Annotated in this window: 28 protein-coding genes; 14 read left to right on the top strand and 14 right to left on the bottom strand. The window is 60.9% G+C overall.

Annotated features, from left to right (window positions below; all coding sequences use genetic code 11):
- Position 1: 1 nt before the first annotated feature.
- Positions 2–1,315 carry an NAD-dependent dihydropyrimidine dehydrogenase subunit PreA gene (preA, locus tag ATY79_RS30000; RefSeq protein ID WP_088695027.1) on the top strand — a complete coding sequence of 438 codons (1,314 nt, stop codon included), beginning with the start codon at positions 2–4 and terminating at the stop codon, positions 1,313–1,315.
- A gap of 78 nt (positions 1,316–1,393) precedes the next feature.
- A complete protein-coding gene (locus tag ATY79_RS29995; RefSeq protein ID WP_088695028.1) occupies positions 1,394–1,633 on the top strand; it encodes an SEC-C metal-binding domain-containing protein in 240 nt (79 codons plus the stop codon).
- 86 nt (positions 1,634–1,719) lie between these two features.
- Here the strand turns inward: ATY79_RS29995 and ftrA are convergent, their stop codons facing one another.
- Positions 1,720–2,718, bottom strand: coding sequence for a transcriptional regulator FtrA (gene ftrA / locus ATY79_RS29990; RefSeq protein WP_088695029.1), 999 nt, complete (start codon positions 2,716–2,718; stop codon positions 1,720–1,722).
- Positions 2,719–2,786: 68 nt separating this feature from the next.
- Between ftrA and ATY79_RS29985 the strand changes: the two genes are divergently transcribed.
- Entirely contained in the window at positions 2,787–3,200 is a 414-nt protein-coding gene (locus ATY79_RS29985) for a rhodanese-like domain-containing protein (protein ID WP_088695030.1), read from the top strand.
- Positions 3,201–3,373: 173 nt separating this feature from the next.
- Positions 3,374–4,369 (top strand): glycosyltransferase family 4 protein, encoded by a 996-nt coding sequence (locus tag ATY79_RS29980; RefSeq protein WP_245312477.1) that lies wholly within the window; start codon positions 3,374–3,376, stop codon positions 4,367–4,369.
- A gap of 34 nt (positions 4,370–4,403) precedes the next feature.
- Here ATY79_RS29980 and ATY79_RS29975 read toward each other — a convergent pair whose 3' ends face one another.
- Positions 4,404–5,060, bottom strand: a complete 657-nt coding sequence (locus ATY79_RS29975) for a TetR family transcriptional regulator C-terminal domain-containing protein (protein ID WP_088695032.1) — start codon at positions 5,058–5,060, stop codon at positions 4,404–4,406.
- Between the two features lie 302 nt (positions 5,061–5,362).
- On the opposite strand from ATY79_RS29975, the gene ATY79_RS29970 reads away from it, so the two are divergent.
- The 3 genes from ATY79_RS29970 (at position 5,363) to hydA (ending at position 8,790) form a co-directional block, all read left to right on the top strand.
- A complete protein-coding gene (locus ATY79_RS29970) occupies positions 5,363–6,616 on the top strand; it encodes a Zn-dependent hydrolase (protein WP_088695033.1) in 1,254 nt (417 codons plus the stop codon).
- 64 nt (positions 6,617–6,680) lie between these two features.
- Positions 6,681–7,316 (top strand): LysE family translocator, encoded by a 636-nt coding sequence (locus ATY79_RS29965; RefSeq protein WP_088695034.1) that lies wholly within the window; start codon positions 6,681–6,683, stop codon positions 7,314–7,316.
- A gap of 16 nt (positions 7,317–7,332) precedes the next feature.
- Positions 7,333–8,790 (top strand): dihydropyrimidinase, encoded by a 1,458-nt coding sequence (hydA, locus tag ATY79_RS29960; protein ID WP_088695035.1) that lies wholly within the window; start codon positions 7,333–7,335, stop codon positions 8,788–8,790.
- 9 nt (positions 8,791–8,799) lie between these two features.
- Here the strand turns inward: hydA and ATY79_RS29955 are convergent, their stop codons facing one another.
- Complete coding sequence (locus ATY79_RS29955; protein WP_088695036.1) at positions 8,800–9,213, bottom strand: cupin domain-containing protein; 414 nt, start codon at positions 9,211–9,213, stop codon at positions 8,800–8,802.
- 95 nt (positions 9,214–9,308) lie between these two features.
- Between ATY79_RS29955 and ATY79_RS29950 the strand changes: the two genes are divergently transcribed.
- The 7 genes from ATY79_RS29950 to ATY79_RS29920 all read left to right on the top strand — a co-directional run bounded on the left by ATY79_RS29950 (position 9,309) and on the right by ATY79_RS29920 (position 18,881).
- The gene (locus ATY79_RS29950) at positions 9,309–10,097 is read left to right on the top strand and encodes an ABC transporter ATP-binding protein (protein ID WP_088695037.1); all 789 of its coding nucleotides are present in this window, start codon (positions 9,309–9,311) and stop codon (positions 10,095–10,097) included.
- Between the two features lie 36 nt (positions 10,098–10,133).
- Entirely contained in the window at positions 10,134–11,018 is an 885-nt protein-coding gene (locus ATY79_RS29945; protein ID WP_088695038.1) for an ABC transporter permease, read from the top strand.
- A complete protein-coding gene (locus tag ATY79_RS29940) occupies positions 11,015–12,142 on the top strand; it encodes an ABC transporter permease (RefSeq protein WP_088695039.1) in 1,128 nt (375 codons plus the stop codon). Before ATY79_RS29945 ends, ATY79_RS29940 begins: the two co-directional genes overlap by 4 nt.
- Before the next feature lie 55 nt (positions 12,143–12,197).
- Positions 12,198–13,169 carry an ABC transporter substrate-binding protein gene (locus tag ATY79_RS29935; RefSeq protein WP_088695040.1) on the top strand — a complete coding sequence of 324 codons (972 nt, stop codon included), beginning with the start codon at positions 12,198–12,200 and terminating at the stop codon, positions 13,167–13,169.
- A 395-nt stretch (positions 13,170–13,564) separates the two neighbouring features.
- A complete protein-coding gene (locus ATY79_RS29930; RefSeq protein ID WP_088705764.1) occupies positions 13,565–14,755 on the top strand; it encodes an efflux RND transporter periplasmic adaptor subunit in 1,191 nt (396 codons plus the stop codon).
- Positions 14,756–14,765: 10 nt separating this feature from the next.
- Positions 14,766–18,059, top strand: a complete 3,294-nt coding sequence (locus ATY79_RS29925; protein WP_088705763.1) for an efflux RND transporter permease subunit — start codon at positions 14,766–14,768, stop codon at positions 18,057–18,059.
- A 141-nt stretch (positions 18,060–18,200) separates the two neighbouring features.
- Complete coding sequence (locus ATY79_RS29920; protein WP_088695043.1) at positions 18,201–18,881, top strand: Crp/Fnr family transcriptional regulator; 681 nt, start codon at positions 18,201–18,203, stop codon at positions 18,879–18,881.
- A 3-nt stretch (positions 18,882–18,884) separates the two neighbouring features.
- Here the strand turns inward: ATY79_RS29920 and ureG are convergent, their stop codons facing one another.
- From ureG to ATY79_RS29865, 11 genes are all read right to left on the bottom strand, one after another.
- Positions 18,885–19,496, bottom strand: coding sequence for an urease accessory protein UreG (gene ureG, locus ATY79_RS29915; protein ID WP_007790259.1), 612 nt, complete (start codon positions 19,494–19,496; stop codon positions 18,885–18,887).
- A 94-nt stretch (positions 19,497–19,590) separates the two neighbouring features.
- A complete protein-coding gene (locus ATY79_RS29910) occupies positions 19,591–20,262 on the bottom strand; it encodes an urease accessory protein UreF (RefSeq protein ID WP_088695044.1) in 672 nt (223 codons plus the stop codon).
- A gap of 6 nt (positions 20,263–20,268) precedes the next feature.
- Positions 20,269–20,739 (bottom strand): urease accessory protein UreE, encoded by a 471-nt coding sequence (gene ureE / locus ATY79_RS29905; RefSeq protein ID WP_088695193.1) that lies wholly within the window; start codon positions 20,737–20,739, stop codon positions 20,269–20,271.
- A gap of 96 nt (positions 20,740–20,835) precedes the next feature.
- On the bottom strand, positions 20,836–21,687 hold the full coding sequence (locus ATY79_RS29900) for a GGDEF domain-containing protein (protein ID WP_088695045.1): 852 nt from the start codon (positions 21,685–21,687) through the stop codon (positions 20,836–20,838).
- Positions 21,688–22,029: 342 nt separating this feature from the next.
- Entirely contained in the window at positions 22,030–23,739 is a 1,710-nt protein-coding gene (ureC, locus tag ATY79_RS29895) for an urease subunit alpha (RefSeq protein ID WP_088705762.1), read from the bottom strand.
- A 3-nt stretch (positions 23,740–23,742) separates the two neighbouring features.
- Positions 23,743–24,366 (bottom strand): Urease operon accessory protein, encoded by a 624-nt coding sequence (locus ATY79_RS29890; protein ID WP_088695194.1) that lies wholly within the window; start codon positions 24,364–24,366, stop codon positions 23,743–23,745.
- A gap of 16 nt (positions 24,367–24,382) precedes the next feature.
- Complete coding sequence (locus tag ATY79_RS29885; RefSeq protein ID WP_088695047.1) at positions 24,383–24,790, bottom strand: lysozyme inhibitor LprI family protein; 408 nt, start codon at positions 24,788–24,790, stop codon at positions 24,383–24,385.
- Between the two features lie 18 nt (positions 24,791–24,808).
- On the bottom strand, positions 24,809–25,114 hold the full coding sequence (locus tag ATY79_RS29880; protein ID WP_088695048.1) for an urease subunit beta: 306 nt from the start codon (positions 25,112–25,114) through the stop codon (positions 24,809–24,811).
- Positions 25,115–25,124: 10 nt separating this feature from the next.
- Positions 25,125–25,379 (bottom strand): DUF1272 domain-containing protein, encoded by a 255-nt coding sequence (locus tag ATY79_RS29875; protein WP_088705761.1) that lies wholly within the window; start codon positions 25,377–25,379, stop codon positions 25,125–25,127.
- 7 nt (positions 25,380–25,386) lie between these two features.
- On the bottom strand, positions 25,387–25,689 hold the full coding sequence (locus tag ATY79_RS29870; RefSeq protein ID WP_007533656.1) for an urease subunit gamma: 303 nt from the start codon (positions 25,687–25,689) through the stop codon (positions 25,387–25,389).
- 20 nt (positions 25,690–25,709) lie between these two features.
- Positions 25,710–26,531 carry an urease accessory protein UreD gene (locus ATY79_RS29865; protein WP_088705760.1) on the bottom strand — a complete coding sequence of 274 codons (822 nt, stop codon included), beginning with the start codon at positions 26,529–26,531 and terminating at the stop codon, positions 25,710–25,712.
- Positions 26,532–26,575 lie beyond the last annotated feature (44 nt).

Below are 26,575 nucleotides of genomic sequence, written 5' to 3'. Positions count from 1 at the left end.
AATGGCTGATCTCCGCAATAATTTCGTCGGCATCAAGTCGCCCAACCCGTTCTGGCTCGCCTCCGCGCCGCCGACCGACAAGGCCTACAACGTCGAACGCGCCTTCAAGGCCGGATGGGGCGGTGTCGTCTGGAAGACGCTTGGCGAGGAAGGCCCCCCGGTCGTCAACGTCAACGGCCCGCGCTACGGCGCGATCTGGGGCGCCGACCGCCGCCTGCTCGGTCTCAACAACATCGAGCTCATCACCGACCGCGACCTCTACACCAATCTGCGCGAAATGAAGCAGGTGAAGATGAACTGGCCGGACCGGGCGCTGATCGCCTCGATCATGGTTCCCTGCGAGGAGAACGCCTGGAAGGCGATCCTGCCACTGGTCGAAGAGACCGGCGCCGATGGCATCGAACTCAACTTCGGCTGTCCGCACGGTATGTCGGAACGCGGCATGGGCTCCGCGGTCGGACAGGTGCCTGAGTATATCGAAATGGTCGTGCGCTGGTGCAAGCAATACACGCGCATGCCTGTCATCACCAAGCTGACGCCCAACATCACCGACATCCGCAAGCCGGCCCGTGCCGCGAAAGCCGGTGGCACCGATGCCGTATCGCTGATCAACACGATCAACTCGATCACCTCGGTCAATCTCGACACCTTCTCGCCGGAACCGTCGATCGACGGGCGCGGCAGCCACGGCGGCTATTGCGGCCCGGCGGTCAAGCCGATCGCACTCAACATGGTCGCCGAGATCGCCCGCGACCCGGAAACCTACGGCCTGCCGATATCAGGCATCGGCGGCGTCACGACATGGCGCGATGCGGCCGAGTTCCTGGCGCTCGGCGCCGGCAACGTGCAGGTCTGCACAGCGGCGATGACCTACGGCTTCAAAATCGTCCAGGAGATGATCACGGGTCTCTCCGACTGGATGGACGCCAAAGGCCACCGCAACCTCGACGACATCACTGGCCGCGCAGTGCCGAATGTTTCCGACTGGCAGTATCTCAACCTCAACTACATCGCCAAGGCGAAGATCGACCAGGACGCCTGCATCAAGTGCGGCCGCTGTCACATCGCCTGCGAGGATACCTCGCACCAGGCGATTACCCAGTTCGTCAATGGCGTCAGGCACTTCGAGGTGATGGAAGAGGAATGCGTCGGCTGCAACCTCTGCGTCAACGTCTGTCCGGTCGAGAACTGCATCACCATGGAGCAACTCCCCGTCGGCGACCTCGACAAGCGCACCGGCAAGATCGTCGATCCGAACTATGCAAACTGGACGACACATCCGAACAACCCGATGGCTCGCCAGGCCGCGGAGTAACTGCTTTGCAACGCCGCGGAAGAGTTTCTTTCGCGGCGTTGCCTATGGAAGGCCTTATGCTATCGATGCCTCGCTGCATTGTCGCAGCTCTCTTTCCAGAGGAGGCAGCCATGGCTCGCAAACACCTCACCGACTTCAGCTTTTGAGGTCACGTCCAAGCGGCGTAAATCCTATCCATCCGAAACGCGTGTCAAAACCGGCCGACAGTTTGTCCACGGCGATGTCGAACTGGTCGAGAAGCTGGGCCGAAATGACCCCTGCCCCTGTGGTTCACGGAGGCGCTTTCAAGAACTGTTGCCTGAAATCCGGCAGCTATGACGGCATCCATCGCCACCACTACTTTTAGGGAACGCGACTAAATCCAGGACGGCAAGCGCATGAAAAACCGTGCGCTTGCCTGCGGTCTAGCCGTCCACACCCGCAAACGTCTTCCGATATGCCCCAGGGCTCGTGCCCAGCCGTTTGCGAAAATGGTGCCGCATCGTCGCCAGCGTTCCGAAGCCGCTGGCTTCTGCGATATCGTCGAGGGATGCGCTGCTTGCTCGTTCCAGAAGTTCACGCGCATGGCGAAGCCGCTCTTTGAGCAGCCATTCGCCCACGGTTTGCCCCGTTGTGCTTTCGAACCGGCGTTGAAAGGTTCGCTGGCTCATCCTGGCCTTCGCCGCGAGCAGGCTAATCGGCTGCTCCTCGTCCAGCCGCTGCCGCATCCAGTCGATCAGCGGACCAAGCCGGATGCCTTCGCGCTCCTGCGGCACGGGCGCCTGGATGAACTGAGCCTGTCCGCCTTCGCGGTGCGGCGGCAGAACCAGACGCCGCGCGACGCTGTTGACCGCCTCGGCGCCGAAGTCGCGACGGACCACATGCAAGCAGAGATCGATGCCAGCAGCGCTGCCGGCGGCCGTCAGCAGACTACCTTCGTCCATGTAAAGCACATCGGCATCGAAGTTGATGTCGGGATAACGCTTCGAGATCGAGGCGACATACCGCCAATGCGTCGTGGCACGGCGATGGCGAAGAAGCCCGGTCGCTGCAAGCACTGCAACGCCGGAGCATAGCGACATGATCCGGGCGCCACGCTGATGGGCCGCGCACAACGCATCGATCAGTGCATGCGGAACCTCGGCATCTATGGAGCGCCACCCCGGCACCACGATCAGGTCCGCATCCTCAAGCACCTCCAACCCATGGTCAACGGAAACCGCAAGGCCGCCGCCCGCTCTCAGAGGCCCGGGTTCAACTCCGCATACCGAGTAGCGATACCACTCTTCCCCCATTTCCGGCCGACGCAGGCCGAAGACCTCGTAGGCGATGCCGAATTCGAAGGTGCAGAGCCCGTCGTAGGCAAGCACCACAACATACGGGCCTTTCAGTGCGTTTGGCATGATCTTTACGCTAACCGTCATTATGGCCAATTTCGCAAAGCCATAACATCAGCGATGGTCGACGGCAACTTGAACCGAAAGGAAACGCCATGCCGAGCTTCGTCACCGAAATCCCCGCCGCCTCTCCTGAAGCCACCGCCGCCTATTATGCCCGGAAGCTCGCCTTCGAAACCGACTGCTGGGATGTTCACGCATCGCTCGCCGCAGGCCACCGAGACTTCGTCTTGCTCGATGTTCGCTCCCCGACGCACTACTCCGCTTTGCACATTCCGGGCGCGATCAACCTGCCGCATGGGAAGATGACGGCCCACCGAATGTCGGAATGGCCCGCCGACACGCTTTTCGTCGTCTATTGTGCCGGCCCTCATTGCAACGGCACCGACAAGGCAGCCCTGCGCCTTGCTAGGCTCGGACTTCAGGTGAAGGTCATGATTGGCGGAATGACGGGTTGGGCCGACGAGGGCTTTGCCTTCGATAGCGGCTCGGAAACCGCTGCAGCCTAGCGTCGGGTGTGCTGCGGGCGAGGACCTGCAGCACACAAGCGGGAGATTGAATTTTCGTGCATCGATGCGATAGTCGGGAGGCGCAAAGGGTAGCCTCCTGCATGGCACGTCATATTGTTGCGATCGGTCAATTGCCTCCGCCGTTCAACGGCTTCTCGCTCGCGACCAGAAGCATGATCGCGCTTCTCGAGGAAGGAAACAGCGTCACCAGCCGCAACGTTTCCCCGCCATTCGGCAAACTGTCGTTGCTCAAGCATCCAATCAAGCTCAGTCGTGTCCTCCGCGCCTGCCGCCAGCTCTTCCGTGATCGCAAGCATGACAACCAGATTTGCTATCTTGCCTGTGAAGGTGGCCGTGGCTTGCTCTACACGGCGCTGATCGTATTGGTCGCGAGACTGCTGGCCTATCCCATCTATCTGCATCATCACAGTTTCAGCTATATCGGCAGGGCCAGCTTACTGATGCGATGTGTCCTGGCTTTCGGCGGTAGCCGATTGCGGCACATCTTCCTGTGCGATGTCATGCGAGACAGTTTCACGGATACCTACGAGCGCCGCATGCGCAGCAATATCGTCTCCAATGCTGCTTTCGTGGTACCAACGGAGCAGAACGGCGCACCGCAATACCGCACGACTCTTGTGATCGGAATGCTGAGCAATCTCACCACCGAGAAAGGTCTCGACACCTTCCTTGACCTCACGAGGCAAGCACGGCATGAAAGCTTGCCGGTCAGGGCGATCCTGGCGGGTCCGGCCGGCCCTGGCGAGCGCGCCGCGATTGACGCCGCCGTCATGGAAGTGGGCGATGCACTGGATTACCGGGGTGCGTTGTATGACGACGCGAAAGCCGCCTTCTATCGTGAGATCGACGTGTTCGTCCTCCCCACGGCCTATGGCAACGAGGCGCAGCCACTGGTGATTTTCGAGGCGAAGGCGGCCGGAAGCGCGGTGATTTCCACCGACCGTGGCTGTATCAGGAAGCAACTGGACGAAAACGATCTGCTTGCCCCCGCCGACGATGAATTCGTGCCAACGGCATTGGCGTGGCTGTCCGTCATGGCGCCGGGGCTGGAATTGGATGCAAGACGCGGGGTGATCCGCCAGGCTTACCGCGCCCGCCACGCCAAGGCTCGTGCGGCAGTCAACGCGCTCTTCGATTTAGAGGAATGATAAGACCATACCGGACGCTTGCGCGCCCATGACATCAGGACGCGTTTGGCACGGACTTGACCTTCAGCCCATCGATGAACAACTGTTCGAGGAAGCGCGCCGCATCCTCGAAGCGACCGGGGCCCGCATGCTCCTGCCCAAGCACCGCCCTCACCTGAACGTCGAAGTCGGCATAATGCTGCGTCGTTGACCAGATCGAAAAGATCAGGTGATAGGGGTCACACTTGGCAATCTTCCCCGCCTTCGCCCAGCTGCGGATGACATCCGCCTTTTCGTCCACGAGTTCCTTCAGCGGCCCCTTCAGCTCATCCTCGACGTGCGGCGCCCCTTGAAGCATCTCGTTGGCAAAAAGCCGGCTCTCGCGCGGGAAATCGCGGGCCATTTCAAGCTTACGGCGGATATAGCTGCGGATCTCGCTTTCGGGATTGCCGTCGGCATCGAACGCTCTCAGTGGCTCGAGCCAGGTATCGAGCACCCGGTCGATCAACGCCCGATGCATCGCTTCCTTGGTGCGGAAATAATAGAGCAAATTGGGCTTCGACATGCCGGCGACTTCAGCAATCTGGTCGATCGTGGAACCACGAAAACCGCTGACCGAGAACACATCGAGCGCGGCTTCAAGAATCTGCTCCTCCTTCTCTTCCTGAATGCGCGTGCGCCGCTGGGTCTTGGCTGCTCTCGGGATTGCCATATCGATCTTGTTTTCCCTTCAAATTCAACCGTTTCACTCAAGATTGGACGGGTGCGGCACCTTGCCGCAAAAATGAGCAGATGCCGGTAATTTTGTCTGTATTTTTCCTGATTTTCGTCTTGAGCCCAGCGCCGGAAGTTGTAATGTTTACCAATCGGTCAAATTATCGATCAGATGCAAAACAAAGGCAACTGGCGATTTTCCGGCGCTAACAAAACAAACAAGAGCGCTCGGATACTGACCACGGGAACAGGCGGACATGTGAATTGCATGGCCGCAGAAAACAGGTGAGGACTTTAGACATGGTGGCAGCACCAGGCGAGAACATGCGCGTCAACGGGGACCGTCTTTGGGACAGCCTCATGGACATGGCAAAGATCGGCCCGGGCATTGCTGGCGGCAACAATCGCCAGACGTTGACGGATTCCGATGCCGAAGGGCGCAACCTCTTCAAGACATGGTGCGAAGGCGCCGGCCTGACGCTCGGCGTCGACAAGATGGGCACGATGTTCGCGACCCGTCCCGGCACCGATCCGGACGCTCTACCTGTTTATGTCGGCTCGCACCTCGACACCCAGCCAACCGGCGGCAAATACGACGGCGTGCTCGGTGTCCTCAGCGCACTGGAAGTCGTCCGCAGCATGAACGACCTCGGCGTCAAGACCAAGCACCCGATCGTCGTCACCAACTGGACCAACGAGGAAGGTGCGCGCTTTGCGCCGGCCATGCTCGCCTCCGGCGTTTTCGCCGGTGTCCATACACTGGAATATGCCTATGATCGCAAGGATCCCGAAGGCAAGACCTTTGGCGACGAACTGAAGCGCATCGGCTGGGTTGGCGACGAAGAGGTCGGCGCGCGCAAGATGCACGCCTATTTCGAGTATCACATCGAGCAAGGTCCGATCCTTGAGGTCGAGAACAAGCAGATCGGCGTGGTCACACACTGTCAGGGCCTGTGGTGGCTCGAATTCACCTTGACCGGCAGGGAGGCTCACACTGGCTCCACGCCGATGAACATGCGCGTCAACGCGGGGCTTGCCATGTCGCGCATCATGGAAATGGTGCAGACCGTGGCAATGGAGAACCAGCCGGGTGCCGTCGGCGGCGTCGGTCAGGTGTTCTTCACCCCGAATTCGCGCAACGTCCTGCCGGGCAGGGTCGTCTTCACTGTCGATATCCGCTCGCCGGATCAGGCCAAGCTCGACGGCATGCGCGCCAGGATCGAAGCGGAAGCGCCAAAGATTTGCGAAGCACTCGGCGTCGGCTGCACGATCGAGGCGATCGGCCACTTCGCGCCAGTGACTTTCGACCCGACGCTTGTTTCCCGCGTGCGCGGCGCTGCCGAACGGCTCGGCTACAGCCACATGAACCTGATCTCGGGTGCCGGCCACGACGCCTGCTGGGCAGCAAAGGTCGCTCCAACCACGATGGTCATGTGCCCCTGCGTCGGAGGTCTCTCGCACAACGAGGCGGAGGACATCTCGAAGGAATGGGCAACAGCCGGCGCGGACGTCCTATTTCATGCCGTGGTCGAGACGGCGGAGATCGTGGCGTGACCGCCCAGTCGGCAACGGACGACATTCTTAAAGAAGACCTGCGGCTGACATAGGAAAAGCACCCATGGATCTGACAACTATCCTTGCCTTCGTCGCAGTGACGACCTTGCTCGTTATCTCCCCCGGCCCAAACGGTGTCCTGATCGCCAAGACCGTCCCCGCCTCGGGCCGATTGGCCGGCTTTGCCAATGTCGCCGGCTTCGTCTCCGCCTTTTATCTGCATGGGGCGTTTGTCGTCTTCGGCGTCTCGGTCATTCTGGCGCGCTCGGCGGAGTTGTTTTTCGCGGTCAAGATGCTTGGTGCCGCCTATCTGTGCTGGGTTGGTGTCAAGGCGCTGATGCTGGCTTGGCGTAATCCGCTTTCATCGCAGCCGATCGCCGCCCCTTCAAAACGCCGACGGACCCTGTTGGCGGCCTATATCGAAGGCTTTCTGACCAACGCACTCAATCCCAAGGTTGCGATGTTCTATCTCGCGGCCTTCCCCCAATTCGTGCCGATGGAAAAAGCGACCGCAGCCAATATCTTCCTTCTGGTTTTCATTCATTCCATGATCAACCTGGTCTGGTTTAGCGCCATGGTCGTCGTGTTTTCCCGCCTAGCCACATTGACCCGTGGAGGCAGAGTTCAGCGCTGGATCAAGGCGGCAACAGGCGTCGTCTTCGTCGGCTTCGGTCTAAAACTCGCAACCATGCGCGCCTGAAAAGCGGAGGTTCATCATGACATCAAAGATCATTAAAAACGGTACCATCGTCACTGCGGACCTGACCTACAAGGCGGACGTGAAGATTGAAGGCGGCAAGATCGTCGAGATCGGTCCGAACCTCTCCGGCTCCGAAACGCTCGATGCGACGGGCTGCTATGTCATGCCTGGCGGTATCGACCCGCACGTCCACCTCGAGATGCCGTTCATGGGCACCTATTCCTCCGACGACTTCGAAAGCGGCACGCGCGCGGGCCTCGCCGGTGGTACGACCATGGTCGTCGATTTCTGCCTGCCGGGGCCGGAACAGTCGCTCCTCGAAGCGCTGCAGATGTGGGACAACAAGACGAGCCGCGCCAACGCCGACTACTCGTTCCACATGGCAATCACCGGCTGGAACGAGCGCGTCTTCAACGAGATGGAGACGGTGGTCAAGGACAAGGGCATCAACACCTTCAAGCACTTCATGGCCTACAAGGGCGCGCTGATGGTGAACGATGACGAGATGTTCGCCTCCTTCCAACGTTGCGCCGAGCTCGGCGCGCTGCCGCTCGTCCATGCCGAGAATGGCGACGTCGTTGCCTCGATGACTGCAAAGCTGCTCGCCGAAGGCAACACCGGCCCTGAGGCCCACGCCTACTCCCGCCCGCCAGAAGTCGAAGGCGAAGCAACCAATCGCGCCATCATGCTCGCCGACATGGCCGGCGTGCCGCTCTATGTCGTGCATACCTCCTGCGAACAGGCGCACGAAGCAATCCGCCGCGCCCGCCAGAAGGGCATGCGCGTCTACGGCGAGCCGCTGATCCAGCATCTGACGCTCGATGAAAGCGAATATTTCGACAAGGACTGGGACCATGCCGCCCGCCGCGTCATGTCCCCGCCCTTCCGCAACAAGCAGCACCAGGACAGCCTCTGGGCCGGCCTGCAGTCCGGCTCGCTGTCCGTGGTGGCGACCGACCATTGCGCCTTCACCACCGAGCAGAAGCGTTTCGGCGTAAAAGACTTCTCCAAGATCCCCAACGGCACCGGCGGCCTGGAGGACAGGTTGCCGATGCTGTGGACCCATGGGGTCAACACCGGCCGTCTGACGATGAACGAGTTCGTTGCCGTCACCTCGACCAATATCGCCAAGATCCTCAACGTCTATCCGAAGAAGGGCGCCATCCTCGTCGGCGCCGACGCCGATATTGTCGTCTGGGATCCGAAGCGCTCGAAGACGATCTCGGCCAAGACGCAGCAATCGTCGATCGACTACAACGTCTTCGAAGGCAAGCAGGTCACCGGCCTGCCGCGCTACACGCTGACGCGCGGCGAAGTCGCGATTGAGGAAAGCACCGTCAAGACGAAGGAAGGGCACGGCCAGTTCGTCAAGCGCGAGCCGTTCCAGGCGGTCAACAAGGCGCTATCGACATGGAAGGAACTCGTGGCGCCCCGCAAGGTCGAACGTTCAGGCATTCCGGCGACGGGGGTCTGATCCTTGGCATCACTCCTGCACCAGCCGATCAAGCTCCGGAAGCAGAACGACGCTTTCCTGCTCGTTCGGATCGGTGCGGGCGATGATCGCGGTGCACGGGGTACTGCTGAGATTGGCAGGCAGATGCGGCACCCCGGCGGGGATGTAGAACAGCTCGCCGGCATGCACGACGACATGATGCTCCAGCTCGTCGCCGTACCAAGTGTGGGCCTCGCCGGAGAGCATGTAGATCGCCGTTTCATGGGACTCGTGCAGATGCGCCTTGGCCCGAACGCCGGGCGGAATCGTCAGCAAATGCATGCAGATACCCTTGGCGCCGACTGTCTCGGCCGCGATGCCTTCGAAGTAACTGAGCCCCTGCTTGCCGTCATAGGCATGACTGGGGCGGACAATGTGACAGGTGGGCTTTGATGTCGCGTCCATCGTCATCCTCCATGGACCTTGCCGGAACAATGAAAACCGCTACTCATACTATCACGCAAACCGCAGAAGCGCGGGCAAAACAGGATACACAAGCATTGACGCAAGCTGCCTCCGTCGTATCCGCCAAGGACCTCTGTCTGACCTACCCGGCAGACGATGCTCCGGTGCAGGCGCTGACGAACGTCAACCTCGACGTTCGCAAGGGCGACTTCGTCTCCTTCATCGGCCCGTCAGGCTGCGGGAAGACGACTTTCCTGCGCGTGATCGCCGATCTGGAGAGGAAAACATCGGGCGAGATCACCGTCAATGGCATGACGCCAGAAGAGGCACGCAAGGCTCGCGCCTACGGCTATGTCTTCCAGGCGCCGGCCCTCTACCCGTGGCGCACCATTGAGAAGAACATCGCCCTGCCGCTTGAGATCATGGGCTACGCGTCAGCTGACCAGAAGAAGCGCATCGGCGACGCGCTCGACCTCGTGAACCTCTCCGGCTTCGAGAAGAAGTTTCCCTGGCAGCTGTCCGGCGGCATGCAGCAGCGCGCCTCGATCGCCCGCGCGCTCGCCTTCGACGCCGACCTGCTGTTGATGGACGAACCCTTCGGCGCCCTCGACGAAATCGTTCGCGACCACCTGAACGAGGAGCTTCTGAAGCTCTGGGCGCGTACCAACAAGACGATCTGCTTCGTCACCCACTCGATCCCCGAGGCGGTCTATCTCTCCACCAAGATCGTGGTGATGTCCCCTCGCCCCGGCCGCGTGACCGATATCATCGATTCAACGCTTCCGCGTGAACGCCCGCTCGACATTCGCGAGACGCCGGAGTTCCTCGAAATCGCCCATCGTGTACGTGATGGTTTGAGAGCGGGGCATAGCTATGAGCACTAAGGCGTTAAGCGTCAGAACCGGTGCGCGGGGGCGCCCATGAAGTCGGATACGCTGAAAGACAGGCTCGTCCCCGTCCTGACAATCCTCGTGGTTCTGGTCGCGGTCTGGTACGTCGCGGCGGTCCTGATGAACGCCGCCTTCCAGCGCGACATGGATCAGCGGGCCAACCAGACGCCTGATACCATCGAATTCATCGAAAAGACGCTTTCGCAACCGAAGCCGTTGCTGCCGGCGCCGCATCAGGTGGCGCAGAACGTCTTCGAAAACACGTTCCTGCGGAAGCTTTCGAGCAACCGCAGCCTCGTCTACCACAGCTGGGTCACGCTCTCGTCGACGCTGCTCGGCTTCGGCTTTGGCACGCTGCTCGGCATCGTGATCGCGGTTGGCATCGTTCATATCAAGGCGCTTGACCGCAGCCTGATGCCTTGGGTCATCGCCTCGCAGACCATCCCGATCCTGGCGATCGCGCCGATGGTGATCGTCGTCCTCGGCGCCATCAACATCACTGGCCTGATCCCGAAAGCGCTGATCTCGACCTATCTCTCCTTCTTCCCGGTCACGGTCGGCATGGTGAAGGGGCTGCGTTCGCCAGAGGTCATGTTTCTCGATCTGATGCGGACCTATAACGCGACGCCCGCGCAAACCTTCTGGAAGCTGCGCGTTCCGGCCTCCGTGCCTTTCCTTTTCACCTCGATGAAGGTTGCGATCGCCGCAAGCCTAGTCGGCGCCATCGTCGGCGAGCTTCCGACCGGCGCCGTCGCCGGCATCGGCTCGAAGCTGCTCGCAGGCTCCTATTATAGCCAGACGATCGACATCTGGGCTGCACTGGTCGCGGGCTCGGTGCTGGCCGCAAGCCTGGTTGCCATCGTCGGTCTGGTTGCGAAGATCGTTGACCGCTCGATGGGCGGGAGGCCGGCATGAAGCAGATGTCCTTCTCCTGGCAGGGCGTTCTTGCCCTGGTGCTGACAGCGATTGCGATCATCACCTTGCCGATCATGGCCGAAGGCGCACCGGACCCCGTGTCCCCGCTGACGGTGGGCCTGACGATTGCGCTGATCGTCGCCGTCGCCTTCGTTTCCTTCGCACCGTTGCCAAAGTCATACGTCGCCGCCGTTCTGCTTGTCGGCGCGCACTGGGCGGCGTGGGCGCTGCTCGCGGATGTCACTGGAAACGAAGGCCTGGCAACCAAGTCCTTCTTCCTGCTGATGGCCGCCTGCTGGCTGCTCGCCTGGCGCTGCGTCACTGAGCTTTCGGCCATGACGCCGGCTTCGAGCGTCGTCCGCTCCGGCCTGCGGCTGCTGATCCCGGCGATCTTCGGCGCCTGGATCCTGATAATTTGGGAAGCGCTGACACGCGGCGCCGGCATTCCCTTCGTACTGCTGCCGCCGCCGAGCGCCATCGGCGCAAGAATCGCTGGCTCGTTGCCAATCCTGGCAGACGACGTGCGTCAGACGATCTTCAAGGCAGTGTTTGCCGGTTACATCATCGGCTGTGGTGCAGGCTTTGTCGTCGCGATCCTCGCCGATCGCGTTGCTTTCCTGCGTCGCGGCCTCTTGCCGATCGGCAACATGGTGTCGGCGCTGCCGATCATCGGTGTGGCTCCGATCATGGTGATGTGGTTCGGCTTCGATTGGCAGTCGAAGGCAGCCGTCGTTATCATCATGACTTTCTTCCCGATGCTGGTGAACACGGTCGCCGGCCTCGCCACATCCGGTCCGATGGAACGCGACCTGATGCAGACTTACGCCTCCAACTATTGGCAGACACTGCTGAAGCTTCGGCTTCCGGCGGCGATGCCCTTCATTTTCAATGCATTGAAGATCAACTCGACGCTGGCGCTCATCGGTGCCATCGTCGCGGAGTTCTTTGGTACGCCGATCGTCGGCATGGGCTTCCGTATCTCCACCGAGATCGGGCGCATGAATGTCGACATGGTCTGGGCCGAAATCGCCGTTGCGGCGCTGGTCGGCTCGATCTTCTATGGCGTCGTCGCCCTCGCCGAAAGGGCGGTGACTTTCTGGCATCCGTCTATCCGTGGTGGCTAGGCGTCGCTTTATTCCCGCGAATGGGATTGGGGCATAACTTCAGAGGGAAAAGAAAATGAAAAAACTGATTATTGCGATGATGGCGAGCGCGATGTCGCTTGCAGCGGCCCATGCGATGGCTGCCGACAAGGTGACACTGCAGCTCAAGTGGGTGACGCAGTCGCAGTTCGCCGGCTATTACGTCGCCAAGGAAAAGGGCTATTACGAGGAAGAAGGCCTCGATGTCACGATCAAGCCGGGCGGCCCTGACATCGCGCCGGAACAGGTGATCGCCGGCGGTGGCGCCGACGTCATCGTCGACTGGATGGGCGGCGCGCTGGTTGCCCGCGAAAAAGGCGTTCCGCTCGTCAACATCGCCCAGCCCTACCAGAAGTCGGGCATGGAAATGATCTGCCGCAAGGACGGCCCGATTAAGACCGAGGCCGATTTCAAGGGCCATACGCTGGGCGTCTGGTTCTTCGGTAACGAATATCCGTTCTTCGCCTGGATGAACAAGCTCGGTCTGAAGACCGACGGCGGCAAGGATGGCGTAACGGTGCTGAAGCAAAGCTTCGACGTGCAGCCGCTGCTGCAGAAGCAGGCCGACTGCATCTCCGTCATGACCTACAATGAATACTGGCAGGCAATCGACGCTGGCTTCAAGCCTGGAGACCTCATTGTCTTCAACTATACCGCCATGGGCAACGACCTTCTCGAAGACGGTCTCTACGCCATGGAAGACAAGCTGAAAGACCCGGCCTTCAAGGAGAAGATGGTCAAGTTCGTCAAGGCTTCGATGAAGGGCTGGAAATACGCAACCGAGAACCCTGATGAAGCTGCCGGAATCGTCGTCGACGCCGGCGGTCAGGACGAACACCACCAGAAGGTCATGATGGGCGAAGTCGCCAAGCTGATCGGTGACGGCACCGGCAAGCTCGACACCACCCTTTACGATCGCACGGCCAAGGCACTCCTCGACCAGAAGATCATCAACAAGGAGCCAGCAGGCGCCTGGACGCACGACATCACGGACGCTGCATCCAAGTAATTTGCAACGACAAGACACGAAACGCGCGGAACTTCCGCGCGTTTTTCATTTTTTTGCTATTTTTTACTAGGAAGTTTCGCGATTGATGTCGCATCGAGCGTGGCTCGCACGTCATAGCGACGATGCACGATCAACTAACGGAATGCTTGCATAACCGTGCAGTGATTGATCTGCATCACAATGGTAATTATTGTGTTCGAATGAGGAATTATTTTCCGCCGGGCTTGCGCGATGGGCAAATAGCTACCACGTAAAAGCCGAATTTGCCGGATGAGGGACTTCTAAGTAGGTGTCGGCAAAAGAGCGGATATACTTCTGAGAACACCAATACGGGAACTGGCCATTCGCGACGTGGACGACGCGCGAGCCTGGCCGAGCAAACTGGATAACGACGCATGGCACGTACGCCTGTTAAGATACTTCGCGCCTCCACCCTACTGATCGCGGCAGCTGTTGCCTCTGCGGCATTTGCCCAGGAACAGTCGGTTACAAAGCCGCAGCAGAACCTGCCGGCCATCGTAGTGACCACGGCGTCAACCCGCACGCTCGTAGACCGCGTCGTTGCGACCGGTACGGTCAAGCCTGTCGAGGAAGTCTACATTCAGCCACAGGTCGAAGGATTGTCGATCCGCACCCTGAATGCCGATGTTGGTGACAAGGTTCAGGCCGAGAGCAAGCTCGCGACGCTGAACGACGACGCACTCATCCTGCAGAAGAGCCAGATGCAGGCCACAAAGGCCAAAAACGAGGCAAGCCTTGCGCAGCTTCGCGCGCAGCTCATCGAAGCGCAGGCCAATGCAGAGCAGGCGCGCCAACAGCAGGCGCGTGCCCAGGAAATGGGCAAGAAGGGCACGGTTTCCACGGCAACTGTCGAGCAGGCGGATGCCGCAGCGGCGTCTGCCAACGCGCGCGTCGATTCCGCACAGCAGGCGATCCAAGTGGCGATTGCCGACATCAAGGTCACCGAAAGCCAGATCGCCGATGCGGATCTGAAGCTGGCGCGCACCGACGTCAAGACACCAGTCGGCGGCACGGTAGCCGCTAAGAATGCCAAGGTTGGCGCGATTGCGCTCGGTACCGGCGATCCGCTCTTCACGATCATTCGTGACGACAAGATCGAACTGGTTGCCGAAGTCGGCGAAAGTGACATCGTCAAGATCGAGCCCGGCCAGAAGGCAACACTTTCGCTCTCGGGCAGCCGCGAGAAGATCACTGGCTCCGTGCGCCTGGTCTCGCCTACGGTCGATCCGCTCACTCGCCTCGGTCTTGTCCACATCCTGATCGATGACAGCAGCAAGGCCCGTTCCGGGATGTACGGCAGCGCTGACATTGTCATACGCACGGCACAGAACGTGGCATTGCCAGTGTCGGCCGTGTTGAGCGGCAACGAGGGATCCTCCGCCCGTAAGGTCGAGAACGGCGTCGTCAAGTTCGCCGAGGTGGAGACCGGCATCCAGGACGGTGCCTATGTTGAGATCGTAAAGGGATTGAAAGCCGGCGACGAAGTCGTAGCCAAAGCGGGCGCCTATGTCCGCGATGGCGACCGCATCACGCCGGTACACGAACAGCCACCGGCTTCCAACTGAGAGACGACCGATGAACTTTTCAGCCTGGTCTATCCGAAATCCAGTCGCGCCGCTTCTGGCGTTTGCACTTCTGCTTTTCGTCGGCATTCAGTCCTTTAACAAGCTGCCGATCACGCGCTTTCCGAACATCGACGTTCCGCTTGTTTCCATCGTCGTCACCCAAAGCGGCGCTTCGCCCGCCGAGCTCGAGACACAGGTGACGAAGGAGATCGAGGACGCCGTTGCCAGCATAACCGGCATCGATGAGATCCAGTCGACGGTGACAGATGGCCAGTCGCAGACGGTCGTCATGTTCCGCATGGAAGTGCCGACCGAGCAGGCTGTTCAGGACACCAAGGATGCGATCGACCGCATCCGCAGCGACCTGCCGGCAAACGTCGAGGAGCCGATTGTCTCCAAGGTCGACGTCGAGGGCCAGGCGATCCAGACCTTCGCGGTCTCCTCGCCCGATATGACGCTCGAAGAGCTTTCCTGGTTCGTCGATGACACGATCAAGCGAGCCCTTCAGGGGCAGGCCGGTATCGGCCGCGTGGATCGTTACGGCGGTGCCGAGCGCGAGGTACGCATCGAGCTCAACCCCGATAAGCTTAATGCTCACGGCATCACCGCCGCGAGCGTGAACCAACAGCTGCGGGGCACCAACGTCGACCTCGGCTCCGGCCGCGGCCAAGTGGCGGGCAGCGAGCAGGCGATCCGCGTGCTCGGCGATGCCCGCAATGTCGCGGAACTCGCCAACACCACGATCGCGCTGCCGAACGGTCGTTTCGTCAAGCTGTCCGACCTTGGCGCCATCAAGGACACTTATCAGGAGCCGAAGTCCTTCTCGCGCTTCGATGATACACCAGTCGTCACGTTCGGCGTGTTCCGCTCGAAGGGCGCCAGCGAAGTCAGCGTGGCGGAGACTGTTGCCAAGAGCCTCGACAAAGTTCGGGCCGAGAACCAGAACGTCGGCATCGAGCTGATCAGTGACTCCGTCTACTTCACCTACGGAAACTATGAAGCCGCCATCGATACACTGATCGAAGGCGCGCTGCTCGCCATCGTCGTGGTCTTCCTGTTTCTCCGGAACTGGCGCGCAACGCTGATTTCGGCTATCGCGCTGCCGCTGTCTGCGATCCCGACGTTCTGGATCATGGACCTGATGGGCTTCTCGCTGAACCTCGTCAGCTTCCTAGCCCTGACGCTCGCGACCGGTATCCTCGTCGACGATGCGATTGTCGAGATCGAGAACATTGCCCGCCACATCAAGATGGGCAAGACGCCCTATCGCGCGGCAATCGAGGCGGCAGACGAAATCGGCCTCGCCGTTATCGCAACGACCTTCACGATCATTGCAGTGTTCGTGCCAGTGTCGTTCATGCCCGGCATTCCCGGCCAGTACTTCATTCAGTTCGGCCTGACGGTTGCTTTCTCGGTCTTCTTCTCACTCATGGTAGCCCGTCTCATCACACCGATGATGGCCGCATATCTCATGCGCGCGGAAGACGGCATCGAAGATCATCACGACAATGATGGCCGCTTCTTCCGCGGCTATACGCGGCTTGTGCGCGCCACGACCCGGCGTTGGTGGACGCGCTACCTGACGTTGATCGCGGCGATCGGCTTCCTTATCGGCTCCGTCATGCTGCTTGCGCAGGTGCCCGGCAGCTTCCTTCCGCCGGAAGACGCGTCGCGCATCGTCCTGTCCGTCGAGCTGCCCCCGAACGCGACCCTCGAGGATACTGAAGCGACGACGGATGCGATCTACAAGGACGTAAAGGATATCGATGGCGTTGAAAGCGTCTTCGTCCTTGGCGGCGCGTCGCCGAAGGGCGACCTCGAACTGCGTCGCGCGACCGTAACGCTCACGCTCGATAAGCTTGACCAGAGGCTTTCGAAGAAACTGGTCGATAACTTCCTCGGCGGTCTCCCGATCATCGGACCGCATCTGCCCAAGGTGGAGCCAAAGGGCCGCGTTCGGCCACAGTGGGATATCGAGAAGGAGGTCTTCGCCAAACTTCATCGTATCCCTGATGTGCGCATTCTGAAACTCAACGACCGCGGAGAGCGCGACCTGTCGTTCAACTTCCTTTCGAAGAACGAGAAGGACCTGAACGACGCTGTCGGTATCCTGGAGTCAAAGCTGCGTGCCGATCCGCTGCTGGCAAACGTCAGCGCCGAGGGCGCCCTGCCCCGTCCTGAACTTCAGGTCCGTCCTCGCAAGGACCAGGCTGCCCGTCTTGGCATCACTCCGCAACAGATCTCCGAGACCATCCGCGTCGCCACCATCGGTGACATCGATGCGGCCCTCGCCAAGATCAACCTGGATGATCGCCAGATTCCGATCCGGGTACAGGCGTCGCTCAACATGCGCCGCGATCTTGCCGCTCTCCGGGCACTGAAGATCCAGACCGCGAGCGGCGGCACCGTGCCGCTCTCCACCGTCGCCGATATCGACTATTCGGAAGGCGTCAGCTCGATCAAGCGCAACAACCGCTACCGCGTCGTCGCGATCGGCTCCGACCTGCCGCAGGGCGTCGCACTCGATACGGCATCCGCCCGGTTCCGCCAGATCGTCAAGGAAGCAAATCTTCCTCCGACGGTCCGGCTCGCCGAGAGCGGCGACACGAAGGTGCAGGCCGAAATGCAGCAGAGCTTCGTCAATGCCATGTTGATGGGCCTGATGCTGGTGTTGACCGTGCTGATCCTCCTCTTCAAGGACGTGATCCAGCCCTTCACCATCCTGTTCTCGCTGCCGCTTGCGATCGGCGGCGTGGCAGTCGGACTGCTGGTCACCCAGAACCCGCTCTCGATGCCTGTGATGATCGGTATCCTGATGCTGATGGGCATCGTCACGAAGAATGCGATCCTGCTCGTCGATTTCGCAATCGAGATGCGCCATCGCGGCATGGAACGCGTGGAAGCCATGGTCGAGGCGGGCCGCAAACGCGCCCGTCCGATCATCATGACGTCCATCGCGATGTCGGCAGGCATGCTGCCGTCGGCGCTCGGCGTCGGCGAAGGCGGCTCCTTCCGCGCACCGATGGCGATCGCGGTGATCGGCGGCATTATCGTGTCGACCGTGCTTTCGTTGGTCGTCGTGCCCTCCTTCTTCCTGATCATGGACGATCTGTCACGACTGCTCGGCTGGATCTTCGGTCGCCTCGTGGGCAAGAAGGACAAGGAAGATCTGGCAATGTCCCGTGAAGAGCTCACGCAGGCTGTCGGCGCCCTCGAAGGTCGGGTAACCGCTATCGAGACGCCGGAAGGCAAGCGCTCTAAATCCGGCAATGTCGTGCGTCTGCCGCCTTTCGCGGCAGAGTAGCCGCTCAAACTTAAAGCCGGGGCAACACCCCGGCTTTTTTATTGGCCGACATTTGATCGAGATCAAGTCCTGAACCGCGTCTCCCGGTTACCCTGGCCAATATCAGCTAGGGGTGGCATCCGCTGCCCCACAGGAGAACAGATGACCGAAGTTTTGAAACTGAGCAGCGCGCAGCAGGCGATGCTTGGTGGTGCATTGATCGCGTCCAGCCTCGACCCGCATGAGCGAGGCGCTCTGCTGTCTTGCGCGGCGGCGGTGCGCTATGAGCCGCAGGATGTTCTGTTTCGTCAGCACGAGAAGGCACGGTACTTCTACTGCGTGCTGAGCGGCTATGTTCGTCTCTATCGCGGCTCTGAAGGCCGCGAAGCGGATATCAGCATCTGCGAGCCGGGCCAGAGCTTCGGAGAAGGCCTCGTGCTCGCGGGCGAAGCATACAATTACGGTGCCCAAGCGATGGAACACGCGATCCTCGCTCGCTTCGACATCGCGCAGGTCAAGGCGCTGCTGGACGAATTGCCGCGCATTGGCGGCGCCATCGCGCGCAGCCTCTCGCAGCATCTGCTTTCGACCATGGATTGCCTGGCGCAGGACCGCATGCAGACGAGCCCCCAGCGCGTCGCGCATTATCTGCTAGCGCACTGCACCAGTGAAGGCACGCGGGCCTCCTTGCGTCTTCCATTCCAGAAGAGCCTCCTGGCGCGAAAGCTGGGTCTGGCACCGGAAGCGCTGTCGCGCGCTTTCTCCACGTTGCGCGCATCAGGCGTAAGCGTTTGCGGCCGTGCTATCGCGATCGAGGATGTGGATCTGCTCAGGCAGGTCTGACCTCTAGAGACCGCCATGCTCTTTCAGGAAGCTGACGATGGAATTGACACCATCGCCGCGCTTCATGTCGGAAAAAACGAAGGGGCGTGCCTGGCGCATCCGTGTCGCGTCGCGGTCCATGACTTCCAGATCCGCACCGACATAGGGGGCCAGATCCTTCTTGTTGATGACGAGAAGGTCGGATTTGGTAATGCCAGGGCCACCCTTGCGCGGGATTTCCTCACCCTGGCAAACCGAGATGACGTAGATGGTGATATCAGCCAGATCAGGAGAGAAGGTGGCGGCCAGGTTGTCGCCACCTGACTCAATGAAAACGACATCCAGATCGGGAATCCGCTCGTTGAGACCGGCGATAGCCTGCAAATTGATTGTCGCGTCCTCGCGGATTGCCGTATGCGGGCAACCGCCGGTTTCCACACCCACGATCCGATCCGATGGCAAAGCCTGCATGCGCATCAGTGCCTCGGCATCCTCGGTCGTATAGATGTCGTTCGTGACGACGGCGACGGAGTATTCGTCACGCATGGCCTTGCAGAGTTTCTCGGTGAGCGCCGTCTTGCCCGAGCCAACCGGCCCACCGATGCCTACGCGCAAGGGTCCGTTTCCTGATTTCATATTCTGAACTCCAATAATAGCCGATGATAGCGCCCCGCTCGAAGAGCGACCACCGGCAAATGACGCAGGTCGTGACCGAACCTTCCCGGACAAGCTATGACCGAAAAAGCCGCGTCGACTGCGTCTCGTGGCGCAGCGACATGATATCGGCCTGGATGGTTGCCGATCCGAGATCGTCCAATGTTGAAACGGTTGCCCGCTTCGCAACCGAGGTTATGTCGTCCTCGAGCCGCGACAGGATGGCAACGCCGTCCTTCTGCCCGGCGACGCCGAGACGGATGCCTGCGGAAACCGCCTGCGACAGATAGGCGTGCAGGAATGCCGCAACCGCCTTCTCCGACCCAACCCCATGCGCACCCGCAACGGCGCCGATGGCCACCGGATACGCTACGTGTCTCGGCAATCGATCGAAGACCTCGTCCGGCCATGCACTGGCCGCAGACAGGAACGCGTCACCCAGCAACATCGTTTCCTGATGACGCTCGCGCGAGCCGGCAAGCGCTTCAGCCAGCTCGGCGAGTTCACCGAGCCGCTCCGGTTGTCCGTGACAGCGGTGGCTCTCGGTGAGAAGAACGGCGTCATTCCACACAGCGCCACGCTCCATCAGGTTCGTTGCCCACGTCGCAAGCGAATGAGCATCGGTGACCAATCCATCGTGGACGGCGCGTTCCAGACCGCCTGAATACGCGAAGGACCCAACGGGGAAGGCTGGCGAAAGCCACGCCATCAACCGCAGCAACGCCTGCAGCTCGGCATCTTCAGTCATATCAGTTCAGTCGTGCGAGTGATGATGATGCGCGTGGTCATGACCATGCGCATGATAGGCGCCGCGAGCAGGCTGGAACGGCTCGGCGACTTCCCGAACCGTCGCGCCAAGCCCTTCGAGCATGGCACGGATCACATGATCACGCAGGATGAGAATGCGGTCTTCCTCGATCTGTGCACCGAGATGCCGATTGCCGAGATGCCATGCGAGTTCGATCAGGTGCAGGCGATCCCTGCCCTTCACCTCGAAGAGCTTCTCGTCGGCGGCCACGATTTCGATGAGCTCGCCGTCCTCGAGAACCAGCATATCACCACTTGCAAAGAGCACCGGCTCCTTGAGATCGAGCATGACCATCTCGCCGTTTTCGAGATGGAGCAGCTTCCGCCGCAAATGCCTCAAGTCGTGCGGCAGAACGACCTTTCCGATCGGGTTCGAGGAAGGCGTTCCGGCGGGCAGATAGGAAGTGACGCGTTGCATGACATGTCCAATTCGCTTGAGATTGCGACCATGCAAAATAGCCCCTTGCGATGCAAGAAGGAATGAGGCGTTGACGGCAGCGCCGCGCGATTTTCCTCAGGCCAGCCGCGCCTCGTCACAATCCACATTCATCGCGCGAGCAGCAGCAGCCTCCGCCGGCAGATGCCTGCGCCAACCCGGATGGAGCCCTTCGTTCTCATGTACCACACGGTTTCGACCGAGCGCCTTCGCCAGATAGAGTGCCTTATCTGCCGAGGAGTAGGCGCCCTCCTTGCTCCGCCCCGGTTCGAGCTCCGCGATACCGGCCGACACGGTAAGTGCGACCACGCAATCGTCGGCAACGATGGGATGCGCCGCCAAGCGGTCGCAGACCGACCGCACTTTCTCGACCCGCTGCTCCTGCGAGCCGCCGACAACGATCACGCCGAATTCCTCACCGCCCAGCCTCGCCGCGACGGAGTGCCCGTCGAAGGCGGCGGCCAGGATGGCCGACACGGTCACGATCACGGCATCACCACTGGCATGGCCGAAGCGATCATTGATAGCCTTGAAACGGTCCACGTCGAAGATTGCGAGGCAGGCGTCTCCGTCGACCTGCTCCAATGCCTCGGTAAAGGCACGCCGGTTGAGAAGACCTGACAGCACATCGGTCCGGCTCAGTTGCTCGAACTCCGCACGCGAGACGCTGAGCTGATGCATCGCGTGACCCGCCACGAGGGACAATACACTCGAAACCGCGCCGCCTATAAGCCACGACAGTAAGACGCCGTAGACAACGCCATGAGCGAGCGGCACTGGCAACATTCCTATCCAGTCGAGCAGAGGCAATACGAGCGTAGTCACCACCGACGACAGCGTCACCGCAAGGAAGCTCATCTTGAGAGCGAACACGTAAATTGTGTGGCGATCCTGGAAATCGCCAAGCTCCGCCTGGAGTGAAATTCTCATGCGAATCGACCTTCTTGCCCACCGCTAGGCACATTGCTTAGAGGCCAACTGCTGCCGAGTTGTTAAGTGAATTGTTAAGATTCGAACGAGTTTGGTGAATTGATCGCCGGTTGAAAACTGCTCAAAAACGTGACGTTCTCAGAGATGAATCGCTCAATAAGTCAGAGGAAATAAGCTACTGTTTTCATGAGAATTTTCTGACTTCGCAGCTGGGAATGTCCTATTACGGGCAGACCGCCTCAAGGTGGAACAGGCAAAAACAGAAAACAACTCTGGGAAGATTCTGATTTAACGTATGGCTTTAAGAGCGACCGGCACCTCGCGCCGGCCTCACCTCATCGACTAGAACAGGAAATAACGCTGTGCCATCGGCAGAACCGTCGCGGGCTCGCAGGTCAGCAACTCGCCGTCGGCGCGGACTTCGTACGTCTCGGGATCAACCTCGATTTCAGGCGTCAGGCTGTTGTGGATCATCGACGCCTTGGAAATACCGCCGCGGGTGTTCCTCACCGCGACGAGATCCTTGGCCACACCCAACCTGCCCTTCAGGCCGGCGTCAAGCGACGCCTGCGAGACGAAGGTAACGGATGAACTTGTCCGCAGCTTGCCGTGGGCGGCAAACATCGGCCGGTAATGCATCGGCTGCGGCGTTGGGATCGACGCATTCGGATCGCCCATGGGTGCCGCCGCGATGGAGCCGCCGAGCAGCACCATCTCAGGCTTGACGCCGAAGAAGGCCGGGTTCCACAGCACGAGATCCGCGCGCTTGCCGACTTCGATCGAGCCGATCTCATGGCTGAGACCCTGTGCGATCGCCGGATTGATCGTGTATTTGGCAATGTAGCGGCGGACGCGGAAGTTGTCGTTCTCGCCCTTCTCTTCCTTCAGTCGACCGCGCTGACGCTTCATCTTATCGGCCGTCTGCCAGGTGCGGATCGCCACTTCGCCGACGCGGCCCATGGCCTGGCTGTCGGACGAGATGATCGAGAAGGCACCGATATCATGGAGAATATCTTCAGCGGCGATCGTCTCCTTGCGGATGCGGCTTTCGGCGAAGGCGATATCCTCGGGGATCGACGGTGACAGGTGATGGCAGACCATCAGCATGTCGAGATGCTCGGCGATCGTGTTGACCGTGTAGGGACGCGTCGGGTTGGTGGACGACGGGATGACGTTCGGCTGGCCGCAGATCTTGATGATATCGGGGGCGTGCCCACCACCGGCGCCTTCCGTATGGAAGGCGTGGATCGTGCGGCCCTTGATGGCACCGATGGTGTCTTCGACAAAGCCGCTTTCGTTCAGCGTATCGGTATGGATCATCACCTGGATGTCGTATTCGTCGGCGACCGAAAGGCAGCAGTCAATCGCCGCCGGCGTCGTGCCCCAATCTTCGTGCAGCTTCAGCGACGACGCGCCGGCCAGCACCATTTCCTCGAGCGCCGCCGGCAGCGAGGCGTTGCCCTTACCGGCAAGCGCGAGGTTCATCGGGAAGCCGTCGAAGCTCTCGATCATCCGCTCAATATGCCAGGCGCCGGTGCAGGTGGTAGCGAGCGTGCCATGTGCGGGGCCTGTGCCGCCGCCCAGCATGCAGGTAACGCCGGACATCAGCGCTTCCTCGATCTGCTGCGGGCAGATGTAGTGGATATGCGCGTCCATGCCGCCGGCCGTGATGATCTTGCCTTCGCCGGCAATCGCCTCGGTCGAGGGGCCGACAATGATATTGACGCCCGGCTGGGTATCGGGATTGCCCGCCTTGCCAATCGCCGCGATACGGCCGTTCTTGAGCCCGATGTCGGCCTTCACGATGCCTGTGTGGTCGATGATCACCACATTGGTGACGACGGTGTCGACGGCACCTTGCGCCCGCGTCGCCTGGCTCTGCCCCATGCCGTCACGGATCACCTTGCCGCCGCCAAACTTCACTTCTTCGCCATAGGTAGTGAAGTCCTTCTCGATCTCGATGAAGAGCTCCGTATCGGCGAGCCGCACCTTGTCACCGGTGGTCGGGCCGAACATACCGGCATAGGCGGCGCGGGAAATCTTGTAGGGCATATGTCAGGCTCCTTGGGAGGAAGAAAGGGATGCGCTCGCCGGCAGCCGCGTGACGCGACCGGCGGCGACATAACTATCGACAAGCTGCCGCTCGGCAGCGAAGGGATGCCATTCCCAGCCCGCATGGCCGAAGCCCGCGAGATCGATGGCCGCCTCGGGAAATCTGTTCATCACCTCGGCGATCACGATCACGCCGCTGCTCGGCACGACGTAAGGCGCCGGGTGGTAGGCCGCGAGCGCCTCGTCCACCGATTCATGAATCACTTTGTCAATGACCACATGCGCCTTGCCAACTTCCGCACAGAACGCTTTGAATTGACTCGTGTAGTCGTCGCAGAAATCGTCCAGCTCGGGATGCGTCACCGCAAGCGGCGCACGCAGTTCCGCAAATTTCCGCGGATCGCGCACGCTCCAGATCGCCGCAGCTTCACACACCGCGGGATGCTCCCGCCACGCCTGCGAAGCAAGCATCGCTTTGCCCGGGCGCCCGGTATTGCAGACCGCGACGACATCGGTACGGCCCGGGCTCGCCTCGTAAGACCGGCATTCGTTAAAGCGGATCACGAACGCGGCATCCGCTACCGCAGCCGCCGCCTGCGCTCCGATCTCTCCGTTGCCGATGATCATGATTCTGCCAACCACCTCAGTTGCCCATCGTCTCTGCGAGTTCCTTGAGCTGTTTGGTGCGCTGGTCCGTCAGCTCGGCGATGCAGCCGGCGACAAGCATCGGTTCCATCGTGCCGCCGCGCGCCTGGAAGCCTGTCGCCTCGCATTCCGCATCGCGAAAATCCACCCACGCGCGCTGGGCTTTCACGAGCGCCTTCTCGGCACCGCCATCAGCGCCGAGATCCTTATCGAGCGCAGCAAGCGCGGCACGGGTGACCTTGTATTGCGCGTTCAGTGCCTTATCGGCGGTTTCCTGACGCGCCTGTTCACAAGCCGTCATGTCGGCCTGTGTGACAGGTTTTTTGCAATCCAGATCTTCCGCATTGGCGCCAAAGGCGATGAACGCGGCAACGCCGGACGCCAGAAGATACAAGCTCGCGCGCATCGTCTCCTCCCCGATCACTTAGAGCTTGCCCATGACGAGTTGGCGGAAGCCATAGACCTCGCGCTTGCCGGAAAGCGGAATGAGGGTTACCGCACGCGTCTGCCCGGGCTCGAAACGGACGGCCGTGCCTGCCGGGATATCGAGCCGCATGCCCTGCGCCTTCTCCCGATCGAAGGAGAGGCCGGCATTCGTTTCAGCAAAATGATAGTGGCTGCCGACCTGGACCGGACGATCGCCGGTGTTCGAGACTTCGAGTGTTGTTGTCGGCGCACCGACGTTCAGCTCGATGTCGCCACTTGCGGCAATGATTTCTCCTGGGATCATGATTTTCTCCTCACGCGGCCTTGATGGGCCGGCAGCCCTCGGCCTTCAGAACGCGCTTTGTCGACGCGGGGTATTTGGCAAGCTTGGCAGCCGGACGCACGGGGCGGCGCACGAGCTCGCCGCCGCAATTCGGGCAGACGCCGCCGAGGACGTCGACAGCACAATCGGCGCAGAATGTGCACTCGAAGGTGCAGATAGCAGCCTCGGAACTGTCAGGCGGCAGGTCCTTGTCGCAGCATTCGCAATTGGGGCGTAGCTCCAGCATCAGGACCTCAGCGGATCGGCTCGTGGACGGTCACAAGCTTGGTGCCGTCGGGAAAGGTCGCCTCGACCTGCACGTCATGGATCATCTCCGCGATACCTTCCATGACCTGGTGACGACCGATGACATGAGCGCCGGCTTCCATCAGTTCCGCAACCGGGCGACCATCACGCGCGCCCTCGACGACGAAATCGGTAATCAGCGCGATCGCTTCGGGATGATTGAGCTTGACGCCCCGCTCCAGCCGCCGCCGCGCGACCATCGCCGCCATCGAAATCAACAGCTTGTCTTTTTCTCTCGGTGTGAGGTTCATCGTGCATCCATCTGCTTGAACTAGAGATTCCAGACTTTCGGTACCGGCGCTCCATTGCGCAAGGTCGAAATGATCGGGATGAGAATTTTTCTGAGCGCAAAGCCATCAGGCGCCGAAAGGCGCACGATAAGCTTGCCGGCCCAGCTGCTGGCGCCGCCCATATGGCCGTCGAGCAACGGACGTACTGCGCCAAGGTAGGCTTCCGCCCGCGGCCCGACATAAAGCACCGTCGCAAACGCGACTTTGCCGCCGAGCACGGCATCGGCGCCAGCAAGCGATGCGACATTGCCCTGCATCTGCAGGCCCTCGGCGTGGCAGAGCCTGCCTGCCTTGCGAATGCGCCAGCGGTCGCGAAAGAGGCCGGTGTCCACCGCCTCCCCCATCGCCTTGCGGCCAAGCAGGATGGCCTCGACCGCCAGGAATTCGGCATCATCCTCGATATCGACTTCGAGCCGACGAAACAGCGACGAGCGATCGAACAGAATGGTTTCCTGCGGAAGCCAGTCCACCCGGGCGCTCGCGCCGACGGTAATGCTGGTGTTGACCTCGGCTGTTCCGGCTGACGCCTTGTAGATCTTCTCGCAGGCCTGTGTGGTGACGTCGATACGGGCGCCGGGGCCAGCCACAACGCTCCAGTTCATCCGGTCGCCGCCGGTGAGGCCACCCGCGGTATTGATGATGACGGCTTCCATGGAGGAATCGAACGTATCCGGAAGGCGGATCTTGGCCGCTCCTTCCTGATAGAGCTCCTGCAGGCGCGTACGCCCGTCAAGCGTCTTCGCAGCCAGATGCGCGCGCCCCTCGGCTCTCTGCGGTCTCGTGGCTGCCGCCGCGTTCGTCATTCCATCCCTTTCCAATGCACCGCCGGTTGACCCGGCCGTTTTTC

The organism is Rhizobium sp. R693 (assembly GCF_002211315.1).
Lineage (GTDB): Bacteria > Pseudomonadota > Alphaproteobacteria > Rhizobiales > Rhizobiaceae > Rhizobium.
This window is presented reverse-complemented; position numbering and strand designations above follow the sequence as displayed.